The sequence below is a fragment of the Ruegeria sp. ANG-R genome (assembly GCF_000813985.1).
In the GTDB taxonomy this organism is placed as follows: Bacteria; Pseudomonadota; Alphaproteobacteria; order Rhodobacterales; family Rhodobacteraceae; genus Ruegeria.
This window is the reverse complement of the sequence record NZ_JWLJ01000013.1, coordinates 84281-105165: the sequence shown is the minus strand read 5'-3', so window position 1 is coordinate 105165 and position 20885 is coordinate 84281. Positions and strand designations below refer to the sequence as shown.

Here is a 20885-nt window from a genome sequence, read left to right as displayed (position 1 = left end):
GCCCCGCCCGCCCGCAGATGCAGATGCTCGCCGGGCGATTACACCTGTTATCTGCTACCCGACTGATGGGTTGCCGAAACCGAATCTCGGTCTTTATCAGGCTGCCCGGGATGGCGCGCAGAAGATTGATGAGGTTCTGGTCCCACCACGGGATGCCCGCTGTTTTGAGGTGCCGGCCGGTCATTTTTTTCGGATCACCTCGGTCGACGGGCCGCAGGTTGGCGACCTGAATATGTGGAACCTCAATGATCTGTCCGAGCGGTTCTATTCCGGTAAAACACGTGCGCTGCACGGAACACATCTGACCACGGGGGAGCGTATGTGGTCGAGCTTTCCACATATGCGCCCGATGGCGACGATTGTTGCTGATACGTTGGGGTGGTACGGGATCGATAAATTCGGTGGGTCAGTGCACGATGTTATCGGCACGCGATGCGATCCCTATACCGGCAACCTGCTGTCCGGAACCCAGTATCATCACTGTTGCCATTCGAACCTGACCCGCGCGCTGGCGGATCATCTGGGTGTTTCTTTGGCCAAGGCCGAGCCCGCCGTACATGATGTGCTGAATGTATTCATGTGCACCGGTTTCACGCGCGATACCGGGCAGTATTTCATGAAAGCATCGCCGGTTCGGCCGGGCGACTATCTTGAGTTCTTTGCCGAGATCGATCTTCTGGGGAATCTCAGCGCTTGTCCCGGCGGTGATTGCTCATCGGAGCATTCATCGGATACGGCGCCATGCTACCCCTTGCTGGTCGAAACCTTTGCGCCGGCAAAGGGTGCGCTGGCGGGATGGAACAGCCCTGCGCGCAACGGATATGATCGCACGCATGGGCGTTAGGTTCCGGAGCGGTCAGCCGGTTGGGAAGGCTGCCTGAAGCGCGATCTCGACCATGTCACCAAAGCTGCTTTCCCGGTCCGACGAGGGCAGGGCTTCGCCGGTCAGAAGATGGTCGGACACAGTCAGAACGGCCAACGCCCGGCACTTGTGACGTGCCGCCAGAATATAAAGCTCGGCGGCTTCCATTTCGACACCCAGAATACCGTGGCGAACCATTTGTTCGTTCAGGTCCGGGCGTTCGTCGTAGAAGACATCGGACGAATAAATTCCGCCGACATGGGTCGGAGTGCCTTTGACTTGCGCCGCTTGCGCTGCGGCCTGCAGCAGACCCCAATCGGCGCAGGGGGCAAAATTCATCTCTTTCATGATCCCGCGCGAGGGGGTGCTGAGCGTCGTCGAAGTCATTGCCAGAATGACATCGCGCACATTCACGCTGTCCTGCATCCCGCCACATGAGCCGATCCGGATCAGGGTTTTTGCCCCGTAATCACGGATCAATTCATTAACGTAAATCGAAAGCGATGGCATTCCCATGCCGCTGCCCTGAATTGTGACAGGGTTTCCTTTCCAGGTGCCGGTAAATCCCAACATACCGCGCACGTTATTGACCAGTTTAACGTCGTCCAGAAACGTCTCGGCTGCCCACTTCGCGCGATATGGGTCGCCGGGCAAAAGAACGGTTTCGGCAATCTCGCCTTTTTCGGCGCCAATATGAATTGTCATTTTGACAAACGCCTCCGCTCAGATCTCGAGATCGGAAATATCTGCACCGGCTTTCAGCGCGTCATGAACCCATTTCGGTTTACGGCCCCGCCCCGTCCAGGTTTGTGACGGATCGCTCGGGTTGTGGTATTTCGGGCTGGCTTTGACACCTTTTGTCGGTTTTATTCCGTCCAGCGGTAATTCCGACAAAGAAAACCCATATGCCGCCACCGCCTTTTCAGCCGCTTTCAGCGCTTCTTTCCGTTCATGTATTTCGGCAGATTTCAGCGCCTTTTCGACCCGGTTGCGCAATTCCAGAAGCTCTTTGCGCGACATTTTTTCAAGATCGATTGCCATTGTTTCTCCAGTCCGGTTAGTCCCAAGCCTGTTGCAGAGGGAAATTTTTATTCCGGTTCTATCTATTCCATTTTTGATGGGAATAGAATTGGAGATTTGGGCGAAACAATTCTTCTACTCAGCCGCGATTTCCTTTGGATCTACCAGCGTTACGATGTCACCCATAATTGCGTTCAATTCAAAGTTCTTTGGGGTGTAGATTTCGGCCACTCCCATTGATCGCAATACTGCGGCGTCCTCGTCAGGAATGATCCCGCCTACAATGACGGGAATGTCGCCGAGGCCAGCCTCGGTCAGGCGCGTCATCACGTCCTTCACCAGCGGCAGATGGCTGCCAGAGAGGATAGAGAGGCCAATAACATGTGCGCTGTTTTCCTGGGCGGCGGATACGATCTCTTCGGGCGTCAGGCGAATACCCTCATAGCTTATGTCCATTCCACAATCGCGTGCGCGGAATGCAATCTGCTCGGCTCCGTTTGAATGCCCGTCCAGGCCGGGTTTGCCCACAAGGAACTTCAGCCTGCGTCCCAGCCGATCGCTTACCGCATCGACCGCAGCGCGGAGGTCTTCCAGCCCTTCGGTTTTGTTCGACACAGACCCCGAAACGCCGGTCGGTCCGCGATAGGTGCCGTAGGCTTTGCGCATTTCCTCGGCCCATTCGCCGGTTGTGACGCCTGCCTTGGCCGCAGCGATTGAAGGTGCCATCACATTGGCGCCGGATTGCGCCGCTTCGCGCAGGGCCTGCAGCGCTGCAGCCACCGAAGCGTCATCCCGCGCTGAACGCCAGGCATTCAAGCGCCCGATCTGTTCCTGTTCGACCGCCGGATCGACGACCATGATGCCGCCATCTTCGGTCTGCAGGGGCGAGGTTTCACCTTCGGTCCACTTGTTGACACCAACAACAACGGTTTCGTTGCGTTCAATCCGGTTCAGTCGTTCGGCATTGGATTCGACCAGCCGGGATTTCATATATTCGATCGAGGCGACTGCGCCGCCCATCGACTCGAGATTGGCCAGCTCGGCCCGCGCACCGTTCTTCAGCTCTTCGACCTTGACATCGACAACCGGGTTGCCGTCGAACAGGTCACCGTATTCCAGAAGGTCGGTTTCATAGGCCAGAATCTGTTGCATTCGCATCGACCATTGCTGATCCCAGGGGCGCGGCAAGCCAAGCGCCTCATTCCACGCGGGCAGTTGCACAGCCCGCGCGCGGGCGCGTTTCGACAGAGTCACCGCCAGCATTTCGATCAGTATGCGATAAACATTGTTCTCTGGTTGCTGTTCGGTCAGCCCCAGCGAGTTCACCTGAACGCCATAGCGGAATCTGCGGAACTTGGGGTCTTCGATTCCATAGCGTTGCTGCAGAATTTCATCCCAAAGATCCACGAATGCGCGCATTTTGCACATTTCGGTGACAAACCGGATGCCAGCATTCACAAAGAATGAAATCCGTCCACAAAGCGCGGGGAAATCTTCTGCCGGAACGCGCGGACGCAGCTCGTCCAGAACCGCGATGGCAGTTGCCAACGCATAGGCCAGCTCCTGCTCAGGTGTCGCGCCGGCCTCTTGCAGGTGGTACGAGCACACATTCATCGGGTTCCACTTGGGCACATTATCGTAACAATATTCGGCCACATCCGCGATCATCTTCAGCGACGGCTTGGGTGGGCACACATAGGTGCCGCGGCTCAGGTATTCCTTGATCAGATCGTTTTGGACGGTGCCCTGCAGTTTCGAAACATCAGCGCCCTGCTCCTCGGCCACCGCGATATAGAGTGCAAGAAGCCAAGGAGCAGTGGCATTGATGGTCATCGAGGTATTCATCTGTTCCAGCGGGATCTGATCGAACAGAACCCGCATATCCCCAAGATGACAGACTGGCACGCCAACCTTGCCAACTTCGCCGCGCGCTAAGGTATGATCGCTGTCATACCCGGTCTGGGTCGGCAGGTCGAAGGCCACGGACAGACCCGTCTGACCTTTGGCCAGATTGGCGCGGTATAGCGCGTTTGACGCTTTGGCCGTGGAGTGGCCAGCATAGGTACGGATGAGCCAGGGGCGATCTTTCTGCAACTGCGTCATGTCTCGGGCCTCGCGGGTCAGTGGGTAACAAAATTACGTTACTTGGTGATAGATCGCAATTTTCGGCATATGTCAATTCGCTGCGTTGCGGCATTCGCTGCTTTCTGCAGATTGTGAGCGGTCGCGATTGATGGCACTGTGCCCAAATGATGCACACCGTGGAAATTCCGCTTTGGCTGTTTGTGCTGATCGTGCTGTTTGCTGCGGTCACCTTCGCCTCGCATTTTTTGTTCCCCTCGGTGCGGTGGTTCTTTCGCCGCCGTCTGGAACGCGCGGTTGCGCGGCTGAACAAACGGCTGCAGCGCCCGATTCAGCCGTTCAAGCTGGCCGGGCGGCACGACATGATTCAACGGCTTATCTATGACCCGCAAGTCAGTAAGGCTGTGCAGGAACATGCCCAACAGGAAGGTGTGCCCGACGCAGTCGCCTCGGAACTGGCGCGTCGCTATGCGCGCGAGATCGCGCCATCATTCTCGACTGTGGCCTATTTCAGTATCGCAATCCGTTTTGCACGGATGCTGAGCAATGCGTTCTACAATGTCCAACTCGGGTATGAGGATAAGGCCGCGCTGGACAATATCGATCCTGATGCGACGGTCGTTTATGTCATGAACCACCGCAGCAACATGGATTATGTGCTGGTTACCTATCTGGCTGCGGACCATTCGGCGTTGTCTTACGCGGTGGGAGAATGGGCGCGTGTCTGGCCACTGAGCCGATTGATTCGCGCGATGGGAGCTTATTTTATTCGCCGCAAATCGGGCAGTGACCTGTATCGTCAGGTTTTGGCCAGCTACGTGCGCCATGCGACCGAGGCGGGTGTAACGCAGGCCATGTTCCCCGAAGGCGGGTTGAGCCTTACGGGTAAACTGGGGCGCCCCAAGCTTGGATTGTTGAAATACATTGTCGACGGTGTCGAGCCGCAGGGGCGCGATGTGGTCTTTGTGCCTGTCGCTCTGAACTACGACAGAGTGCTTGAAGATACCGTTCTTACGGCGGCGGCCAAGGACAGTGAGCGCCGCTTCCGTGCACGGATTGGGGTAATCACGCGATGGACTCTGAAACAAATCTGGCGGCGATTGGCCGGGCGCTACAAGAGATTTGGGGTGGCATCGGTGCGCTATGCGACACCGATTTCGCTGAAGGAGTTTCGGGTGTCGCATGAGCGAGACCTGACAACAGATCTGGCCCGCGAACTGATGCGCAGGATCGGCGGCGCCATACCCTTTGTTCCAGTCCCCGCAGCGTGCCGGTTGCTACAAGAGGAAGGTGAAATCCCCGAGGACGAACTAAAGGCCCGACTGCTTGCAATGGGTGGTGAGGCTGTCGCTCAAAACGGTGGCGAGGCTATTGATGATGCGCTCAATCAGTTGATCGAACGCCGAATTCTGCAGCGTGCGCATGGGGTTCTGCGCCCCTCGGGCGAACGGACCGAGTTGCTGGCCTACTACGCTGCGGCGTCAGAATCCATTCTTCGATCTGGCGGTGATGCAAGTGCAGAAAGTATTTCTGCGACTGCAGGGTCATAAAATTACAAAATAGATACCAAAAACGGTTGCAATATTACTCAGACGCCAATATCTCATCTGTGGAAAGCCGCGATTCTGCGGCGCGGCAATGAATGTGATTAAAGGAGGCCAACATGGCTTTGGATGTCGATAGCGGTATCGCGTCGTATGAGGCGCCGGAAAAGGACCTCTATGAACTGGGTGAAATCCCTCCGATGGGGTATGTTCCCAAGCAGATGTACGCATGGGCAATCCGCCAAGAGCGCCACGGTGAGCCTGACACTGCGATGCAGCTGGAAGTCGTCGATGTCCCCAAGCTGGACAGCCACGAAGTTCTGGTCCTCGTTATGGCGGCAGGTGTGAACTACAACGGTGTTTGGGCCTCGCTCGGCAAGCCGATCAGCCCCTTTGATGGCCACAAGGCACCCTATCACATTGCGGGTTCGGATGCCTCGGGTATCGTCTGGGCGGTGGGCGATAAGGTAAAGCGCTGGAAGGTCGGCGATGAGGTTGTGATTCACTGCAATCAGGATGATGGCGACGACGAGCACTGCAACGGTGGTGACCCGATGTATTCGCCTAGTCAGCGTATCTGGGGATATGAGACGCCTGATGGCTCATTTGCTCAGTTCACCAACGTACAGGCACAGCAGCTGATGCCGCGCCCCAAGCATCTGACCTGGGAAGAAAGCGCCTGCTATACGCTGACGCTGGCAACGGCCTACCGGATGCTGTTCGGGCATGAGCCGCACGATCTGAAGCCGGGCCAGAACGTACTGGTATGGGGCGCTTCGGGTGGTCTGGGCTCTTACGCGATCCAGTTGATTAACACGGCGGGCGCAAACGCAATCGGTGTAATCTCGGATGAGAGCAAACGTGACTTCGTCATGGGGCTGGGTGCCAAGGGCGTTCTGAACCGCAAGGATTTCAATTGCTGGGGTCAGTTGCCCACGGTCAATACGCCCGAATACGCCGAGTGGTTCAAAGAGGCCCGCAAGTTCGGAAAGGCCATCTGGGACATCACCGGCAAAGGTGTGAACGTCGATATGGTGTTCGAGCACCCGGGCGAAAGTACATTCCCGGTTTCGACTTTCGTGGTGAAGAAAGGCGGTATGGTCGTGATCTGTGCGGGGACGACCGGCTATAATCTGACCTTCGATGTGCGCTATATGTGGATGCACCAGAAACGTCTGCAGGGTTCGCATTTTGCGCACCTGAAACAGGCAGCGGCAGCAAACCAGCTAATGGTCGAACGGCGGTTGGACCCGTGTATGTCCGAGGTGTTCACCTGGAACGAGCTGCCTGCGGCGCATATGAAGATGCTGCGGAACGAACACAAGCCAGGCAACATGTCTGTGCTGGTTCAGGCACCGCATACGGGGATGCGCACCCTTGAAGAAGTATTGGCGGCCCGCGACTAACGGTCTCAGCCCTTCGACACCGACAACACCCGCTAGACGCATCATCGCCTAGCGGGTGTTTTTCGTTTTCGCGGTCGTTGTTGTATTTTCAGTGCTCTAGCAGATTGGCCCCCGCTATTTCTGGGGAGTAGAAAGCAGCGAGTAGGCCAAAATACCGCGCACATGCTATGGTTGTGTTAACCCTTCGTTAACTATTTCGGGGACACCCTGATGGCGCAAAATGAGTGGATACTGGACGTTCTGTCGGACCTCAACGCCTTTGCGGTGGCGAACGGGTTGAGCGCACTTGCCGAGCAGCTTGATGATACAAGGCTGATCGCCGCAGCCGAGATAGCGTCCTCGAAGGATGAGGCTTGCGCGCCCGCGAATGGGAAGAAAATTCGATTTGAGCCAGATCCTCGAGGATTTGGAAAACACCAGCACGCTTGAAGAGCTGACCAGCGTCGCAGTCCAGCTGCGGGACCGGCTGCAAATTGATCACGTGACATATCATTGGGTTGACGGGGCTGGGGACCAGTACGGTTTTACAACCTACGCGGACGCGTGGGACGCGCGTTATCGGGACAGAAACTACCATCGTATCGATCCTGTTATCCTGGGTTGTTTTCAGCGCTTCCACGCGGTGGATTGGAAGCAACTGAACTGGTCCGGTAAAGCGGTCAGAGCATTCCTGCAGGACGCACAGGAGCATGGTGTCGGCAATCAGGGTTATTCGATCCCTTTGCGGGGGCCCAGCGGGCAGTTCGCACTGTTTACCGTCAACAACACCTGCGATGACAACGCGTGGCAAGCATTCGTCGAATTATATGGCCGGGATCTGATCCTGGTGGCACATTTCCTAAATCGCAAAGCACTGGAATTTGCGAACAACCGGCGACCGGAAACCACGCGCGGGCTCTCTCCTCGCGAAATTGATGCGATGACCCTGTTGGCCCTGGGTTATAGCCGGGCTCAAGTGGCTCATTCCCTTTCGATTTCAGAGCATACGCTGCGCGCTTATATAGAAAGCGCACGCTCTAAACTCGGAGCGCAGAACACGACTCATGCAATCGCCACCGCACTTAGTAGAGGATTAATAGTCGTTTAACGACCGTTCGGTGGTCTCATCTTAAATTAACCACGTGTCCGTACCCCCTTTGTTCCAACTGTGGACGACAAGGGGAACACGTCATGTTGCGTTATCTGTATGCTGATGAGCTGCATAAATATCCGGAATTGGCCAAGGGGATGTTCAGGGATCGCGCCGATCAGTTCAAAACCCGCCTTGGCTGGGACGTTAAGGTTAATGAAAGGGGGGAAGAGCGGGACCAGTACGATAATCTCAACCCGCTCTATGTCATCTGGGAAGAGGCCGACGGCAGCCACGGTGGTTCGATGCGCATATTGCCGACAACCGGCCCGGTCATGGTCAACGACATATTCGGACATCTCACTGGAGGCAGCCCGATCCGCAGCCCCCTGATCTGGGAGGTGACCCGCTTTTGCCTGTCGCGTAACGCCAGCGCCCATACCGCCGGGGCCATCATGTTAAGCGGCGGCGAGATGATGGAAGGCTTTGGCCTCACCCATATCGCCGGTGTGTTTGATGCCCGAATGATCCGTATTTACCGAATGATAGGCTCATCACCCATCGTACTGGGCTCTGAAGGGGCAGGGCGGGATCAGATATCCGTTGGTCTGTGGCCCTATTCTGCAGAGGATTGCAATCGGGTCGCTGCCCGGGCCGGTATCCCGCGCGAACTGTCGCGCCTGTGGTTCAAAACGGCTTTTGGCAGTGGGGCACAGCATCGGTTCGCCCTATCTGCCTGATTGTGCGGAATTCGAAATCCGTATCTGGTGGCGCGCGGCGCGTCCCTGTAGGGTCGCGCCATGTCCTTGCCTCAAGTCACCTTTTCCGAAGATCAGGCCGCCGCCTTTGACAATATTGCCGAGATGCTGCGCGCAGCCGGGGTCGACCTTGAAGACGACGCCCTGCTGAAACTGCCCGGCAACGGCAAGTCCGGCGTGATGGCCGTGATTGGCAAGGCCGGATCAGGTAAGACCCTGTTGCTGGCAGAGCTTTACAAAGCGCTGGCCGAGACGGGCGTTAATCTGATCTCGGGTGATTTCGAAAGCCGCAAATCCCGCGACAAACGCAGTCTTGCGATCCTTGCCCCGACGAACAAGGCTGCCAGCGTGTTGCGACTGCGCGGAGTGCCGGCGACGACCATTCATCGCATCCTTTATACCCCCGTCTACGACCCGGAGTACGAGCGCATCGCCGAGTGGCTGGCGGGCAATGACGAACGGCCCGAGATTGAAGGACTGTCCGACGAGGCATTGGATCGCGCCGCAACCTTTTATGCCAACAACAAATCCATACCCGGTGCGCTGGCCGCCGCCGGGTTGCGCGGGTCCGATTTTATCACCGGCTGGAAACGCCGGGATGAGCCGCTGGATATCGGCTTTGTGGATGAAGCCTCGATGCTGGATGACCGGCAATTTGAGGATCTGAAAGAAATCTTCCCGACACTTCTGCTGTTCGGCGATCCGGCGCAGTTGGCGCCGGTCAATCAATCCGGCTCAATGGTATTTGACGCGCTGCCAGAGCCACGCAAGCAGATCCTGCATCGCGTGCACAGGCAGACTGCAGACAATCCCATCCTTGACCTCGCCCACGCGCTGTCCGACCCCGACATGGGCTTTGAGGATTTTGAGCGCCTGATCGAGGATACCGCCCGCAAGGATGCTCGCGTGGTCTGGGGGCAGCGGGTCGAGGTTGATCTGATGGCGCGTAGCCCGGTTCTGGTCTGGCGTAACGCCACCCGAATCCGGCTGATCCAGGCGTTCCGCACCGTGCATGGCGCACCTGAGACCGAGTTGCTTGAGGGGGAGCCGTTGATTTGCGACGGTATCGAATTGCCCCTGAAACATCGGAAGAAACGGTTGGATCTTGAGGCGCGCGGGCTGATCAAGGGCGCGCAGGTCATCTATCTCGGCCCCGGTCGTAAGCCTGGATTTTCGCGCCTGCATGTGATGGGCGCCGAAGACCCGCAGGTCTCTGCTGCGTCGATCGTGCAGATCGAAAAGCCCGACGAAGAAGAGCCTTTCATTCCCTATGCCGCGCGCATGGGGGCCACATTCCTGCACGGCGCTGCGGTGACGATCCATAAGGCGCAGGGGTCGCAATGGGACACGGTACAGGTCTTCGCGCCCGACATCTACGCGGCGGCCCGAATGGGGCGGACCGAGGCGGGCCAGCCGTTGTGGAAACGTCTGGCCTATGTGGCCATCACCCGGGCGCAGGAACGGCTGATCTGGGTGGTACGCAACAGGTTGTCGAAGCCAACCCATGCATTGCGGGTGGATGACCTGCGGGCGGTTGCGGCACCGTCACTGACGCTGGAGGTGGAAGAGACATGAAGACGATCATTGTAACCGGCGCCAGTTCGGGCATTGGCCGCGCCACTGCCGAGCTATTCCTGTCGGAGGGTTGGACAGTCGGTCTTTTGGCCCGCAGCGCCGATAAGCTTGAGGCTTTGGCCCAGGGCCGAGATACTGCGATGCCGCTGGTCGCCGATGTGACCGACCCGGACGCGGTCCTGCAAGCTTTCACCGAGTTTACGACGCAGACCGGGCGACTGGACGTTTTGTTCAACAATGCGGGTATTTTCGCATCCGGTGGCACCATAGATGAGATCGCTCTCGAAGATTGGTACAACTCGGTCAATGTGAACCTGAACGGTATGTTCCTTTGCGCACGGGCTGCATTTGCTGCGATGCGGTCTCAGTCGCCGCAAGGAGGGCGGATCATCAACAATGGCTCGATCGCCGCCCATGTTCCGCGCCCGAATTCGGTGCACTACTCGGCGACGAAACACGCGATAACGGGTCTGACGCGCAGCCTGTCGCTGGACGGGCGGGATTTCGGCATCGCTTGTGGTCAGATCGACATCGGAAATGCACGCACGCCGATGGTACAGGGATTGGTCGAGGATGCTATCGCCGAGGGCCGCCAGCCCGATCCGACCATGGAGGTCGAGGATGCCGCGCGCTCGGTTCTGCACATGGCCGGGTTGCCGCTTGAGGCGAATGTACAGTTCATGACCGTTATGGCCACGACCATGCCTTACATCGGTCGTGGCTGACGATCAGTTTTCACGCAGCAGGCGGAAGGCGGTTGAGGCTCCCCATCCGGCGGCGATAGCGATGGCCAGTGACATAAGCCCGTACCAGATCGGTTGTTCGCGGGACATGTTATATAGAATCCGCTCAAGCCCGACCTTGCGCACATCGATCGAGGTTTCGAAGGTCGAGACAACCATGCCTCCGCGGGTCAGGAAAATGCGGGCGGTGTAGTCGCCTTCGGTCAGGTCCGAGGGCATGTCGATTGAGGTCCGGAACAGCGTCTGCTCGTCCACGGCCACCGTGTTCTCCCGGATCGAATACAGCCCTTCATCTTCGCGAATGCGAATGACCGCTTCGGCAAAATCCTGTGCGCCCTGAATGCTCATATCCGCACCTACTGATCGGATGGCGCGTTCGATCGAAACCTTATACCGCAGGTCTTCGGTGTGGGTCAGCACCTCATTAAACGGGGCGCTGGTGGCGACGGCGTAGAAACTCGGGGCCAGATCAACGACAAGGCTATCGGTGTTCACCCAGATGCCGAACCGTTTTTCCTTGCGCCTTACCGTGACGGGCTCTGATGGGCCGACGACGGATACGATGACCTCAAGCGGTGGGCCTTCCGGAATAGGGGCTTCGCGCTTGACGGCTCCGAATATCAGGATCTCGGACCCATCGAAATTCGCAGTGATCGAGACCCGATCCTGGCTGAGCCCCAGCACAACCTGTTCCTCGGCCGCGTAGGCAGGCCAGCAGACCAGACATAGAAGAAAGATCAGACGCAACATCTCAGTGCCCCCCGGCATTGCCCAACGAGTAAAGCTCGGAGGGTTGCAGCAACAAATCAAGCGCCAGCTTGCCGCAGACGGCAAGCACCAGAGCCGCCAGCAGAACCCGCAGTTGCTCAGCCGGCATTCGGGAACCGATAACGGTTCCAATCTGGGCCCCGACCACTCCGCCAACCAGCAGCAGAACAGCCAGCACGACGTCGACCGTATAGTTGGTGGTGGCGTGCAGCATGGTGGTGAATGCGGTCACAAAGATGATCTGAAACAGCGACGTTCCAACGACCACTTTGGTGGGCATACCCAGAAGATAGATCATCGCGGGCACCATGATGAACCCGCCACCGACACCCATGATCGCTGACAAGACGCCAACGAACAGGCCGACAATCACGGGTGGGATGACCGAGATGTACAGACCCGAAGTCCGAAACCGCATCTTGAACGGCATGGCGTGAATCCAGCCACGCTGACGCCGCTTCGGAGGCGGCGCCCCGGCCTTGCGTGATTTACGTATCGCATTCAGGCTTTCGATGAACATCAGGCTGCCGATGATGCCGAGAAAGACGACATAGCAAAGCTTGACCAGCAGATCGACCTGTCCAAGGCTCTTGAGATAGTTGAAGACAACGACCCCCAAAGCGGCACCTGCGAGCCCGCCGATCAACAGGACCGTTCCCATTTTCAGGTCAACCGTTTTGCGCCTGAAATGCGCCAGCACCCCCGAGAATGACGAAGCAACGATCTGGTTGGCCTCGGTTGCGACGGCCACGGCTGGTGGAATGCCGATGAAGAACAGCAATGGGGTCATCAGGAACCCGCCGCCCACACCGAACATTCCGGACAGGACGCCGACCATTCCGCCCAGTCCGAACAACAGAAAAGCGTTTACCGAAACTTCGGCTATTGGCAGGTAGATATGCATATTACCGTCACGTTGTTTCTGGCGTTACCTGGCTGGGGCCGACCCGCTTTTTTGCGGGCGGGGTGCCTTGCGGGCAGAGCTTGCAGCACGGCTAAACTCCTCCGGGTTCTGAGAGGGAGAAAAGATCGGGTGGCGTTAGCAGCAGATCAAAGCCGATTTTCACCGCAACCGCGATGACCAGCAGCGCCAGCAGAATACGCAGTTGCTCGGCTTTCAGACGGGCGCCGATCTGGGTGCCCAGCTGCGCGCCCAGAACGCCTCCGACCAAAAGGAAAACGGCCAGAACCACATCGACGGTGTAGTTTGTCGATGCATGGATCATAGTCGTGAAGCCGGCCACAAAGATGATCTGAAACAGCGAAGTGCCGATCACCACTTTCGTGGGCATTCCAAGAATATAGATCATCGCGGGGACCATGATGAACCCGCCCCCGACCCCCATGATCGCTGACAGGATACCAACACCAAAGCCGACGAGAGCGGGCGGGATCACCGAAATATACAGGCTCGAGGCACGAAAGCGCATCTTGAACGGCAGCGCATGCACCCACGTCCGCTGGCGGCGCTTGGCGACGGGGGCGCCGCCAGACTGTCTGGCGCGGCGGATGGCGTTCAGGCTTTCGACAAACATCAAACTGCCGATCACACCCAGAAACAGAACATAGCAGAGCTGAACCGCCAGATCGACCTGACCGAGGTGTTTCAGGAAATTGAATACCACCATTCCCAGCGCCGCACCGACCAGACCGCCGCCTAACAGGACGGTGCCCATCTCAAGGTCGACGGTCTTGCGTTTGAGATGCGCCATCAGGCCCGAGAACGACGAAGCCACAACCTGATTGGCCGACGTGGCAACGGCCACGGCCGGAGGTATGCCGATGAAAAAGAGCAGCGGCGTGATCAGAAAGCCCCCTCCCACGCCAAACATGCCGGACAAAACACCAACCATCCCGCCAATTCCAAGCAGTAGAAAAGGGCTGACCGAGACTTCGGCTATGGGCAGGTATACGTGCATACCCCCTTAGAACGGTTGCGGCATACAAAATCAACTCTGTATGCCGCTTCGCAGCAAACAGGACTGAGGGGCAGTCCTGAACTGGCTCTATCAGCGTTCCTTTACATATGGTTCGCCACCTGCGCGCGGCGGTATGGCTTTGCCGACGAACCCGGCCAGAATCACCACGGTCAGGATATAGGGCAGGGCGTCCATGACCTGCACCGGGATCACGACCCCGCCCAGATCGATGTTCTGGAATCGCAGGGCGATGGCCTGCAGCAGTCCGAACAACAGACAGGCCCACATCGCGTGCCAGGGCCGCCATTTTGCAAAGATCAGCGCTGCCAGAGCGATGAAGCCCCGACCGGCGGTCATTTCCTTTACGAACCCGGCTTGCAGGGCGGTTGCCAGATACGCACCGGCAATACCGCAGAGAATGCCGCAGATACCCACTGCGGCAAAGCGCAGGCCGACCACCGAGACACCGGCGGTGTCCACAGCGGCGGGGTTCTCACCCACGGCGCGCAGGCGCAGGCCAAAGCGTGTGCGGTACAGTATCCACCATGTCAGCGGGACAAACAGGAACGCCACATAGACGAGAATGGAGTGGCCTGATAGCAACTCGGAATAGATTGGCCCGATGAGTGGCACATCGCTGACCGCGTCTGCGAAGGGAAACTCGATCGGTTCGAACCGTCCGCCTCCAAACAACGAGGGGGTGCGTCCGCCTTGTTTGAACCAGCTTTGTGCGATCAGGACCGTTAGCCCCGACGCAAGAAAGTTGATGGCAACCCCCGAGATTAGCTGATTGCCTCGGAACGTGATCGAAGCCAATCCATGCACCGCTGACAGAACAAGGGATGCAGCAATTCCCGCCAATAGGCCCAACCACACTGATCCTGTCACAGCGGCAACCGCGGCCGAGAAAAACGCGGCAATCAGCATCTTGCCTTCAAGTCCGATGTCAAAAATGCCCGCCCGTTCGGAATAGAGACCAGCCAGGCACGCCAGCAGCAGAGGCGTGGCCAAGCGGATGGTTGAATCAAGGACCTGGATAAGTGTAACGAAAAACTCCATCACTTCGCCTCCTTCCGCAGGCTGATGAACAGTTTTTCAAGCGGCGCGCGCACCATGTTGTCCAGTGCTCCGGTGAACAGGATCACCAGCCCTTGAACGATTACGATCAAGTCGCGGGGGATCTGAGTCCAAAGCGCCAGCTCGGCACCGCCTTGATAGAGAAACCCGAACAAGAGCGCCGCCAGAAACACGCCAAAGGGATGAGATCGACCCATCAAGGCAACCGCGATGCCAATGAAACCGGCGTTTTCAGTTGAGTTCAGAACCAGACGCTCTGCTTCGCCCATAACATTGTTGATGGCCATCATCCCGGCTAGCGCGCCCGAAATCAACATCGCAATGATGGTGATGCGGACAGGCGAAATACCCGCATAAACCGCGCCGGTTTCCGAAAAGCCGTAGGCGCGAATTTCATAGCCGAGCCGGGTACGCCAGATCAGAGCCCAGACCGCGAAACAAGCAAGAATGGCGATGAAAAACGTGATGTTCACAGGCGCGCCGCGAAAGACAACATTGTCAGCTGTTGAGAACAGCGATTGAAACGACGGTAGATGCACGGCCTCGGGGAAACGTGCCGTCGCCGGGTCCTGAGAACCCGACGGCTTCATCACGTTGACCAGCATGTAATTTAGTAAAGCGGCGGCGATAAAGTTGAACATGATCGTGGTGATCACGATATGGCTGCCTCGTTTGGCCTGCAGATAGGCGGGGATCGCCGCCCAGGCTGCGCCAAAGAGCATCGATGCACCGCAGGCGGCAAGCAGGGCGATGGTCCAATGCGGCCACGGCACCGACAGGCAGACGATGGCAACGCCCAAGCCGCCCAGCATGGCCTGACCTTCGCCACCGATGTTGAACAGGCGCGCGTGGAAGGCGACCGCAACGGCCAGACCGGTAAAGATGAAGTTGGTTGCATAATACAACGTGTAGCCCCAGCCATAGGTCGACCCTAGGGCCCCTGTAACCATCAGATTGACGGCCTCAATCGGGTCTTCTCCGATTGCGAGGATGACGATTGCCGAAAGGATTGTGGCCAACAGCAGGCTGATCAGCGGGATCAGTACCACATCGGCCCATTTGGGCATTTTTTCCATCTTACGCGGCCTCTCCCGCAACACCGGCCATCAGCAAGCCCAGTTCTTTTTCATCCGTCTCGGCGGGCAGACGCTCGCCCATGATATGTCCGTCAAACATCACAGCGATCCGGTCCGAGAGCGAGAAAATCTCTTCCAGCTCGACTGAAACCAGCAGGATCGCTTTGCCTTGATCGCGCAGGGCGACGATCTGTTTGTGAATAAACTCGATGGCCCCGATATCCACGCCGCGCGTGGGTTGCCCGACCAGCAGCAGGTCGGGGTTTCGTTCGATCTCGCGCGCAACCACGATCTTCTGTTGGTTGCCCCCCGAGAAGCTTTTGGCGGTCAGCCAGCCATTGGGCGGGCGCACGTCGAATTTTTCGATCTTGGCCTCGGTATCGGCGCGCAGGGCGGCGTTGTCCATGAACACGCCGCGCTTGTAAGCGGGGTCGCGATGGTAGCCGAAGGCGACGTTTTCCCAGGCGTGGAAATCCATGATCAGGCCCTCGCGCTGGCGGTCTTCGGGCACATGCGCGATGCCCTGAGCGCGCCGCGCTTGCCCGTCCGAGCCGGGACCGTGCAATGCGAGAGGTTCACCGTTCAGTCTGATCGATCCCTGTCCGGGACGCATCCCGCCCAGAACCTCCAGCAGTTCCGATTGCCCGTTACCAGCGACGCCGGCAATACCAACAATCTCGCCCGCGCGGACGCTCAGGTTGATGCTTTTGACGCGCTCGACACCGGCCGAATCGGTGACGCTGAGGTTTTCGATTTCCAGGACCGGTTTGCCCGGTTGCGCGGGTACCTTATCGACCTGTAGCAGAACCTTGCGGCCCACCATAAGTTCGGCCAGTTCCTGTGGGTTGGTCTCAGCGGTTTTCACAGTTGCGGTCATCTCACCGCGCCGCATCACCGAGACGGTATCGGTGTTCTCCATGATCTCGCGCAGCTTATGCGTGATCACGATGATCGTCTTCCCCTCGGACCGCAGCCGGTCGAGGATGCGGAACAACTGATCCGCTTCGGCAGGGGTCAGCACGCCGGTGGGTTCGTCGAGGATCAGAATCTCGGCCTTGCGGTACAGCGCCTTGAGGATCTCGACCCGCTGCTGCATCCCCACGCCGATTTCATCGATGCGTTTGTCGGGGTCAACGAACAGCTCGTATTCTTCCTCAAGCTCTTTCAGCTCTTTCCGGGCCTTCGCCAGAGACGGGGCCAGCAACCCTCCGTCTTCGGCACCCAGAACGATGTTTTCCAGAACGGTGAAGTTCTCGACCAGCTTGAAATGCTGAAAAACCATCCCGATGCCCGAGGCGATGGCGGCCTGGCTGTCAGGGATTTCGGTCCTGGACCCGTTGATCCAAATCTCACCTTTGTCGGCTTTGTAAAAACCGTAGAGAATGCTCATCAGCGTGGATTTGCCTGCCCCGTTTTCACCGATGATCCCGTGGATCGTTCCGGGGGCGACGCTGATGGAAATGTCTTTGTTGGCCTGAACCGGCCCAAAGGCTTTGGAAATCCCTTTGAGCTCAATGGCGGGGACGGTCATGTCGTGTCCTCAATTGCCGAAAGGGCCGCATGCGGCAGAGTGGATGTGAGGCGGAGGACCAACCCCCGCCCCGCGTGAGATCAGAACTGCAGTGCCGGGCAGCTGTCGTTCTCGTAGTAGCTGACAACTTTGACATTGCCGTCGATGATGTCCTGACGGGCCTTGTCTACGGCGGCTTTCATGTCGTCCGTAACCAGCTCGGCGTTGTTTTCGTCCATGGCAACGCCAACACCGTCCTGAGCCAGCCCCATGACGAATACGCCGGTTTCAACGTCGTCGCCCGCGCTCATCGCGTCATAGACGGCGACATCGACGCGCTTCAGCATCGAGGTCAGAACCTGACCCGGGTGCAGGTGGTTCTGGTTGCTGTCCACGCCGATTGACAGGATGCCTTCGTCAGCGGCGGTCTGCAGTACGCCGACCCCGGTGCCACCGGCAGCCGCATAAACCACGTCAGCGCCCTGGCTGATCTGCGCCTTGGTCAGTTCGGAGCCTTTTACCGGGTCGTTCCAGGCTGCCGGAGTCGTGCCGGTCATGTTGGCGACAACGTTGATGTCGGGGTTCACGGCCTTGGCGCCTTGTGCATAGCCGCAGCCAAAGTGGCGGATCAGCGGGACATCCATACCGCCAATAAAGCCCACGGTGCCGGTTTTCGACGCCATCGCCGCCATCATGCCAACAAGGTACGAGCCTTCATGCTCGGCAAAGCCGACCTGACGCAGGTTCGGGGCATCCAGCCAAGTTACGTCGACCACAACAAAGGTGGTGTCCGGGTAATCAGCGGCCACGGCAGCCAGCGGGTCTGCCATGCCAAAGCCCATAGTGATGATCGGGTTCGAGCCGGCTTCGGCGAAACGGCGCAGGGCCTGTTCGCGCTGCGCTTCGGACTGCATCTCGATTTCGCGATAGGTGCCGCCGGTCTCTTCTGCCCAACGCGATGCGCCATTGTGCGCGGCTTCGTTGAACGATTTGTCGAATTTGCCGCCCAGATCAAATATCAGGGCCGGTTCTGCCATGGCTGCGCCTGCTGTCAGTGCGACCGCTGCCGCGGCGCCCATCAAGGATTTCATAAGGGTCATCTGTTACTCCCGTTGGCTATTATCGGTCCGGGTCCGAAGCGCCCGGTACCCACTCAGAGCGAGCATACCTGTTGTGATGGCGGGAATTGAAGCTGTTTGCAACAGCTTCGGTCAACTGATTTTTGATCAGATGGTCAAAAAAAGTGATTATTTGCCACTCAGGTGGCATTCCATGACGATTGCATCAACGTTTGGGCCGATTTCCCGGTGATAATACGCCTTACGCCTGCCGCATGGTGTGTATCCGCAGGATTGGTAGAGGGCAACGGCCGGACGGTTGTCGGACGCGACCTCCAGAAAAGCACGCGATGCCCCGAGATGTTGTGCCTTGGCGTGCCAGCCTGTCATGACGCGCCGGGCCAGCCCTTGTCTTTGATAGTCTGGATGGGTCGCGATGGTGAGAAGTTCCGCCTCGTCGGAGATCACCTGAATGAGAGCGAAAGATCTTTTGTCACCAAGGGTATATGTGAAGCGGTTTGCCACCAAATCGGCAAACTCCTCGGTGCTCCAGGGGCGGGACCGCGTAAACGCCGCCGCATGGGTATCGGCCATGTCCTGCGGTGTCATTCGTCCAGAAGTACCGGTGGTACATCGCTGGAAGGAGCGGCATCCGCAGGGCGGACATAAAGCGGTGCTGGCGGAGCCTGTGTTTCCGCCAGGCGGCGTGCCGCAACCCAGGCGATTGCGCGGGCCTGCTGCTCAGGCTGATCGCAGAAATACAAGGGGCCAGTTGCGGCTGCATCCTGACGTGAGGTCAGACGGGGTGGTGCGCCATGTATCTGCAGGTAGACCTGATCACGGGGGGCGGGAATCGCCGGAAGGTGGCCGGGCGGCGCCAATTCCGCCAGAGCGTCAAACCCCGAGACCCCAACCGCAGGCACGCCCAGCCCGAGCGCCAGCCCGCGTGCCGCCGATACCGAGATGCGGATACCGGTGAAATTGCCGGGTCCGATTCCGACGCCGATCCCGTCGAGGCTCTGCCAGGTGCAATCGTTTTCGGTCAGCACTTCCTGCAGCAAGGGCATCAGCCGTTCGGCCTGTCCACGTGTCATGGGCTCGGCGCAGGATGCGACAATCTTATCCCCACGCAACAAAGCGGCCGCGCAATGCGCGGCCGATGTATCGAATGCCAGAATGGTCGGGTCAGACCGCAACGGGGCGAACCTCGATCACTTCGGGGATATAGTGGCGCAGCAGGTTTTCGATTCCCATCTTCAGCGTAATCGTCGAGGACGGGCATCCGGCGCAGGCGCCTTGCATGTGGAGATAGACAATCCCCCTGTCAAAGCCGTGAAAGGTGATGTCACCGCCATCCTGCGCCACTGCCGGGCGCACACGACTGTCCAGCAGGTCCTTGATTTGATCGACAATCTCGGCATCTTCCCCGGTATGCTCGGCGTGTCCCGCCTCAGCATTCGCATCCGCGCCCATAACCGCTTGGCCGGACTGGTAATGCTCCATCACAGCGCCGAGGATGGCGGGCTTGATGTGATCCCATTGCACGTCATCAGATTTGGTCACTGTGACAAAATCGTTGCCGAAGAACACACCTGTCACGCCATTTACATCGAAAATGCGTTTGGCGAGCGGCGATTTTTCGGCTGCTTCAACGCTGGGAAAATCTGCGGTGCCTGCGTCCAGAACCGTCTGTCCGGGCAGGAACTTTAGTGTGGCCGGGTTGGGAGTGGATTCGGTTTGAATGAACATGGCGCGGCTCCGTCTAAGATGCATCTGATATGCGCGCCCGGACGGGGGAAGTCAAGATTTGGAACCGTTCTAAATTGAGCTGGCGTGAGAAACTGCGTCATCCAGACGGTCATCACCCCAAAACAGCTCGTCCCCGGAGATGAAACTTGGCGCACCAAAGATATGTTTTGCTTTGGCCTGGGCGACCTGTTCGAACAACGCGGCCTTGATCATAGGATCGCTTATACGTTCCAGCACATCCGGCGAAACGCCAGACGTATCAAGACACTCGGCGAGAACAGCCGGGTCCGAGATGTCATGTCCCGAACCGAACTGCGCGGAATAGACCGCGCGAACAAAAGCTGCCCGCTGATCGGCGGACTCAACCACCAGCGCAAGCCGCGCTGCGTTCAGGCTGTTTTGCGGAAATGTTTCGGGTCGTTGAAAGGGCAGGTCGCGTGCCGCGCAAAGCCGTTCCATGTCCCGCCACATGTACCGCCCCTTTGCGGGGTAGAGGTTGAAAGGTGAGTTGTTCCATCCCTGGTCGGCGAAGATTGGGCCTAACAGGAACGGTTGCCACGCCACCTCGACCCCGGCCTCGGACGCCGCCCGCTGAATGCGCATCGCGCTGAGGTAGGAGTAGGTCGACGCAAAATCGAACCAGAATTGCAGCTTTGCGGGCATTGAGAG

At 58.3% G+C, this 20885-nt stretch carries 22 protein-coding genes; 8 read left to right on the top strand and 14 right to left on the bottom strand.

Annotated features, from left to right (window positions below; translation table 11 throughout):
- The coding region (locus tag RA27_RS21475) for a DUF1989 domain-containing protein (RefSeq protein ID WP_039543803.1) at nucleotides 1-844 on the top strand (844 nt) is incomplete at its 5' end.
- Between the two features lie 12 nt (nucleotides 845-856).
- Here RA27_RS21475 and deoD read toward each other — a convergent pair.
- The 3 genes from deoD to RA27_RS21460 all read right to left on the bottom strand — a co-directional run bounded on the left by deoD (nucleotide 857) and on the right by RA27_RS21460 (nucleotide 3985).
- Nucleotides 857-1567, bottom strand: a complete 711-nt coding sequence (gene deoD / locus RA27_RS21470) for a purine-nucleoside phosphorylase (protein WP_039543800.1) — start codon at nucleotides 1565-1567, stop codon at nucleotides 857-859.
- A gap of 18 nt (nucleotides 1568-1585) precedes the next feature.
- Nucleotides 1586-1903, bottom strand: coding sequence for an H-NS histone family protein (locus RA27_RS21465; protein ID WP_039543798.1), 318 nt, complete (start codon nucleotides 1901-1903; stop codon nucleotides 1586-1588).
- 114 nt (nucleotides 1904-2017) lie between these two features.
- Entirely contained in the window at nucleotides 2018-3985 is a 1968-nt protein-coding gene (locus RA27_RS21460) for a protein meaA (protein ID WP_039543795.1), read from the bottom strand.
- A 146-nt stretch (nucleotides 3986-4131) separates the two neighbouring features.
- On the opposite strand from RA27_RS21460, the gene RA27_RS21455 reads away from it, so the two are divergent.
- The 7 genes from RA27_RS21455 to RA27_RS21430 all read left to right on the top strand — a co-directional run bounded on the left by RA27_RS21455 (nucleotide 4132) and on the right by RA27_RS21430 (nucleotide 11041).
- Nucleotides 4132-5514, top strand: coding sequence for a 1-acyl-sn-glycerol-3-phosphate acyltransferase (locus RA27_RS21455; protein ID WP_039543792.1), 1383 nt, complete (start codon nucleotides 4132-4134; stop codon nucleotides 5512-5514).
- 113 nt (nucleotides 5515-5627) lie between these two features.
- Entirely contained in the window at nucleotides 5628-6914 is a 1287-nt protein-coding gene (ccrA, locus tag RA27_RS21450) for a crotonyl-CoA carboxylase/reductase (protein ID WP_039543789.1), read from the top strand.
- Between the two features lie 210 nt (nucleotides 6915-7124).
- The gene (locus tag RA27_RS24140; RefSeq protein ID WP_152610760.1) at nucleotides 7125-7343 is read left to right on the top strand and encodes a hypothetical protein; all 219 of its coding nucleotides are present in this window, start codon (nucleotides 7125-7127) and stop codon (nucleotides 7341-7343) included.
- Nucleotides 7282-8001 carry an autoinducer binding domain-containing protein gene (locus RA27_RS21445; RefSeq protein ID WP_039543787.1) on the top strand — a complete coding sequence of 240 codons (720 nt, stop codon included), beginning with the start codon at nucleotides 7282-7284 and terminating at the stop codon, nucleotides 7999-8001. Before RA27_RS24140 ends, RA27_RS21445 begins: the two co-directional genes overlap by 62 nt.
- 83 nt (nucleotides 8002-8084) lie before the next feature.
- On the top strand, nucleotides 8085-8723 hold the full coding sequence (locus tag RA27_RS21440) for an acyl-homoserine-lactone synthase (protein ID WP_039543785.1): 639 nt from the start codon (nucleotides 8085-8087) through the stop codon (nucleotides 8721-8723).
- Between the two features lie 60 nt (nucleotides 8724-8783).
- Nucleotides 8784-10316 carry an AAA family ATPase gene (locus RA27_RS21435; RefSeq protein WP_039543782.1) on the top strand — a complete coding sequence of 511 codons (1533 nt, stop codon included), beginning with the start codon at nucleotides 8784-8786 and terminating at the stop codon, nucleotides 10314-10316.
- On the top strand, nucleotides 10313-11041 hold the full coding sequence (locus RA27_RS21430; RefSeq protein WP_039543779.1) for an SDR family oxidoreductase: 729 nt from the start codon (nucleotides 10313-10315) through the stop codon (nucleotides 11039-11041). The genes RA27_RS21435 and RA27_RS21430 overlap by 4 nt, the downstream gene beginning before the upstream one ends.
- Before the next feature lie 3 nt (nucleotides 11042-11044).
- Here RA27_RS21430 and RA27_RS21425 read toward each other — a convergent pair whose 3' ends face one another.
- The 11 genes from RA27_RS21425 to RA27_RS21375 form a co-directional block, all read right to left on the bottom strand.
- On the bottom strand, nucleotides 11045-11809 hold the full coding sequence (locus tag RA27_RS21425; RefSeq protein ID WP_241484127.1) for a TIGR02186 family protein: 765 nt from the start codon (nucleotides 11807-11809) through the stop codon (nucleotides 11045-11047).
- 1 nt (nucleotide 11810) lies between these two features.
- Nucleotides 11811-12731, bottom strand: coding sequence for a sulfite exporter TauE/SafE family protein (locus RA27_RS21420; RefSeq protein ID WP_039543776.1), 921 nt, complete (start codon nucleotides 12729-12731; stop codon nucleotides 11811-11813).
- Between the two features lie 91 nt (nucleotides 12732-12822).
- Nucleotides 12823-13746, bottom strand: a complete 924-nt coding sequence (locus tag RA27_RS21415) for a sulfite exporter TauE/SafE family protein (protein ID WP_039543773.1) — start codon at nucleotides 13744-13746, stop codon at nucleotides 12823-12825.
- 90 nt (nucleotides 13747-13836) lie between these two features.
- Nucleotides 13837-14805: an ABC transporter permease gene (locus RA27_RS21410; protein WP_039543771.1), complete on the bottom strand. Its 969-nt coding sequence runs from the start codon at nucleotides 14803-14805 to the stop codon at nucleotides 13837-13839.
- Nucleotides 14805-15899: an ABC transporter permease gene (locus RA27_RS21405; protein ID WP_039543769.1), complete on the bottom strand. Its 1095-nt coding sequence runs from the start codon at nucleotides 15897-15899 to the stop codon at nucleotides 14805-14807. The genes RA27_RS21410 and RA27_RS21405 overlap by 1 nt, the downstream gene beginning before the upstream one ends.
- Before the next feature lies 1 nt (nucleotide 15900).
- Nucleotides 15901-17430 (bottom strand): ABC transporter ATP-binding protein, encoded by a 1530-nt coding sequence (locus RA27_RS21400; RefSeq protein ID WP_039543767.1) that lies wholly within the window; start codon nucleotides 17428-17430, stop codon nucleotides 15901-15903.
- Nucleotides 17431-17510: 80 nt separating this feature from the next.
- A complete protein-coding gene (locus tag RA27_RS21395) occupies nucleotides 17511-18509 on the bottom strand; it encodes a BMP family ABC transporter substrate-binding protein (protein WP_039543765.1) in 999 nt (332 codons plus the stop codon).
- Nucleotides 18510-18656: 147 nt separating this feature from the next.
- Nucleotides 18657-19061, bottom strand: a complete 405-nt coding sequence (locus tag RA27_RS21390) for a GNAT family N-acetyltransferase (protein ID WP_052265432.1) — start codon at nucleotides 19059-19061, stop codon at nucleotides 18657-18659.
- Nucleotides 19062-19072: 11 nt separating this feature from the next.
- Nucleotides 19073-19663: a tRNA (adenosine(37)-N6)-threonylcarbamoyltransferase complex dimerization subunit type 1 TsaB gene (gene tsaB, locus RA27_RS21385; protein WP_039543759.1), complete on the bottom strand. Its 591-nt coding sequence runs from the start codon at nucleotides 19661-19663 to the stop codon at nucleotides 19073-19075.
- Nucleotides 19653-20216: a NifU family protein gene (locus RA27_RS21380; RefSeq protein ID WP_039543756.1), complete on the bottom strand. Its 564-nt coding sequence runs from the start codon at nucleotides 20214-20216 to the stop codon at nucleotides 19653-19655. The genes tsaB and RA27_RS21380 overlap by 11 nt, the downstream gene beginning before the upstream one ends.
- Before the next feature lie 69 nt (nucleotides 20217-20285).
- Nucleotides 20286-20879, bottom strand: a complete 594-nt coding sequence (locus RA27_RS21375) for a 2-hydroxychromene-2-carboxylate isomerase (protein ID WP_039543754.1) — start codon at nucleotides 20877-20879, stop codon at nucleotides 20286-20288.
- Nucleotides 20880-20885: the final 6 nt, after the last annotated feature.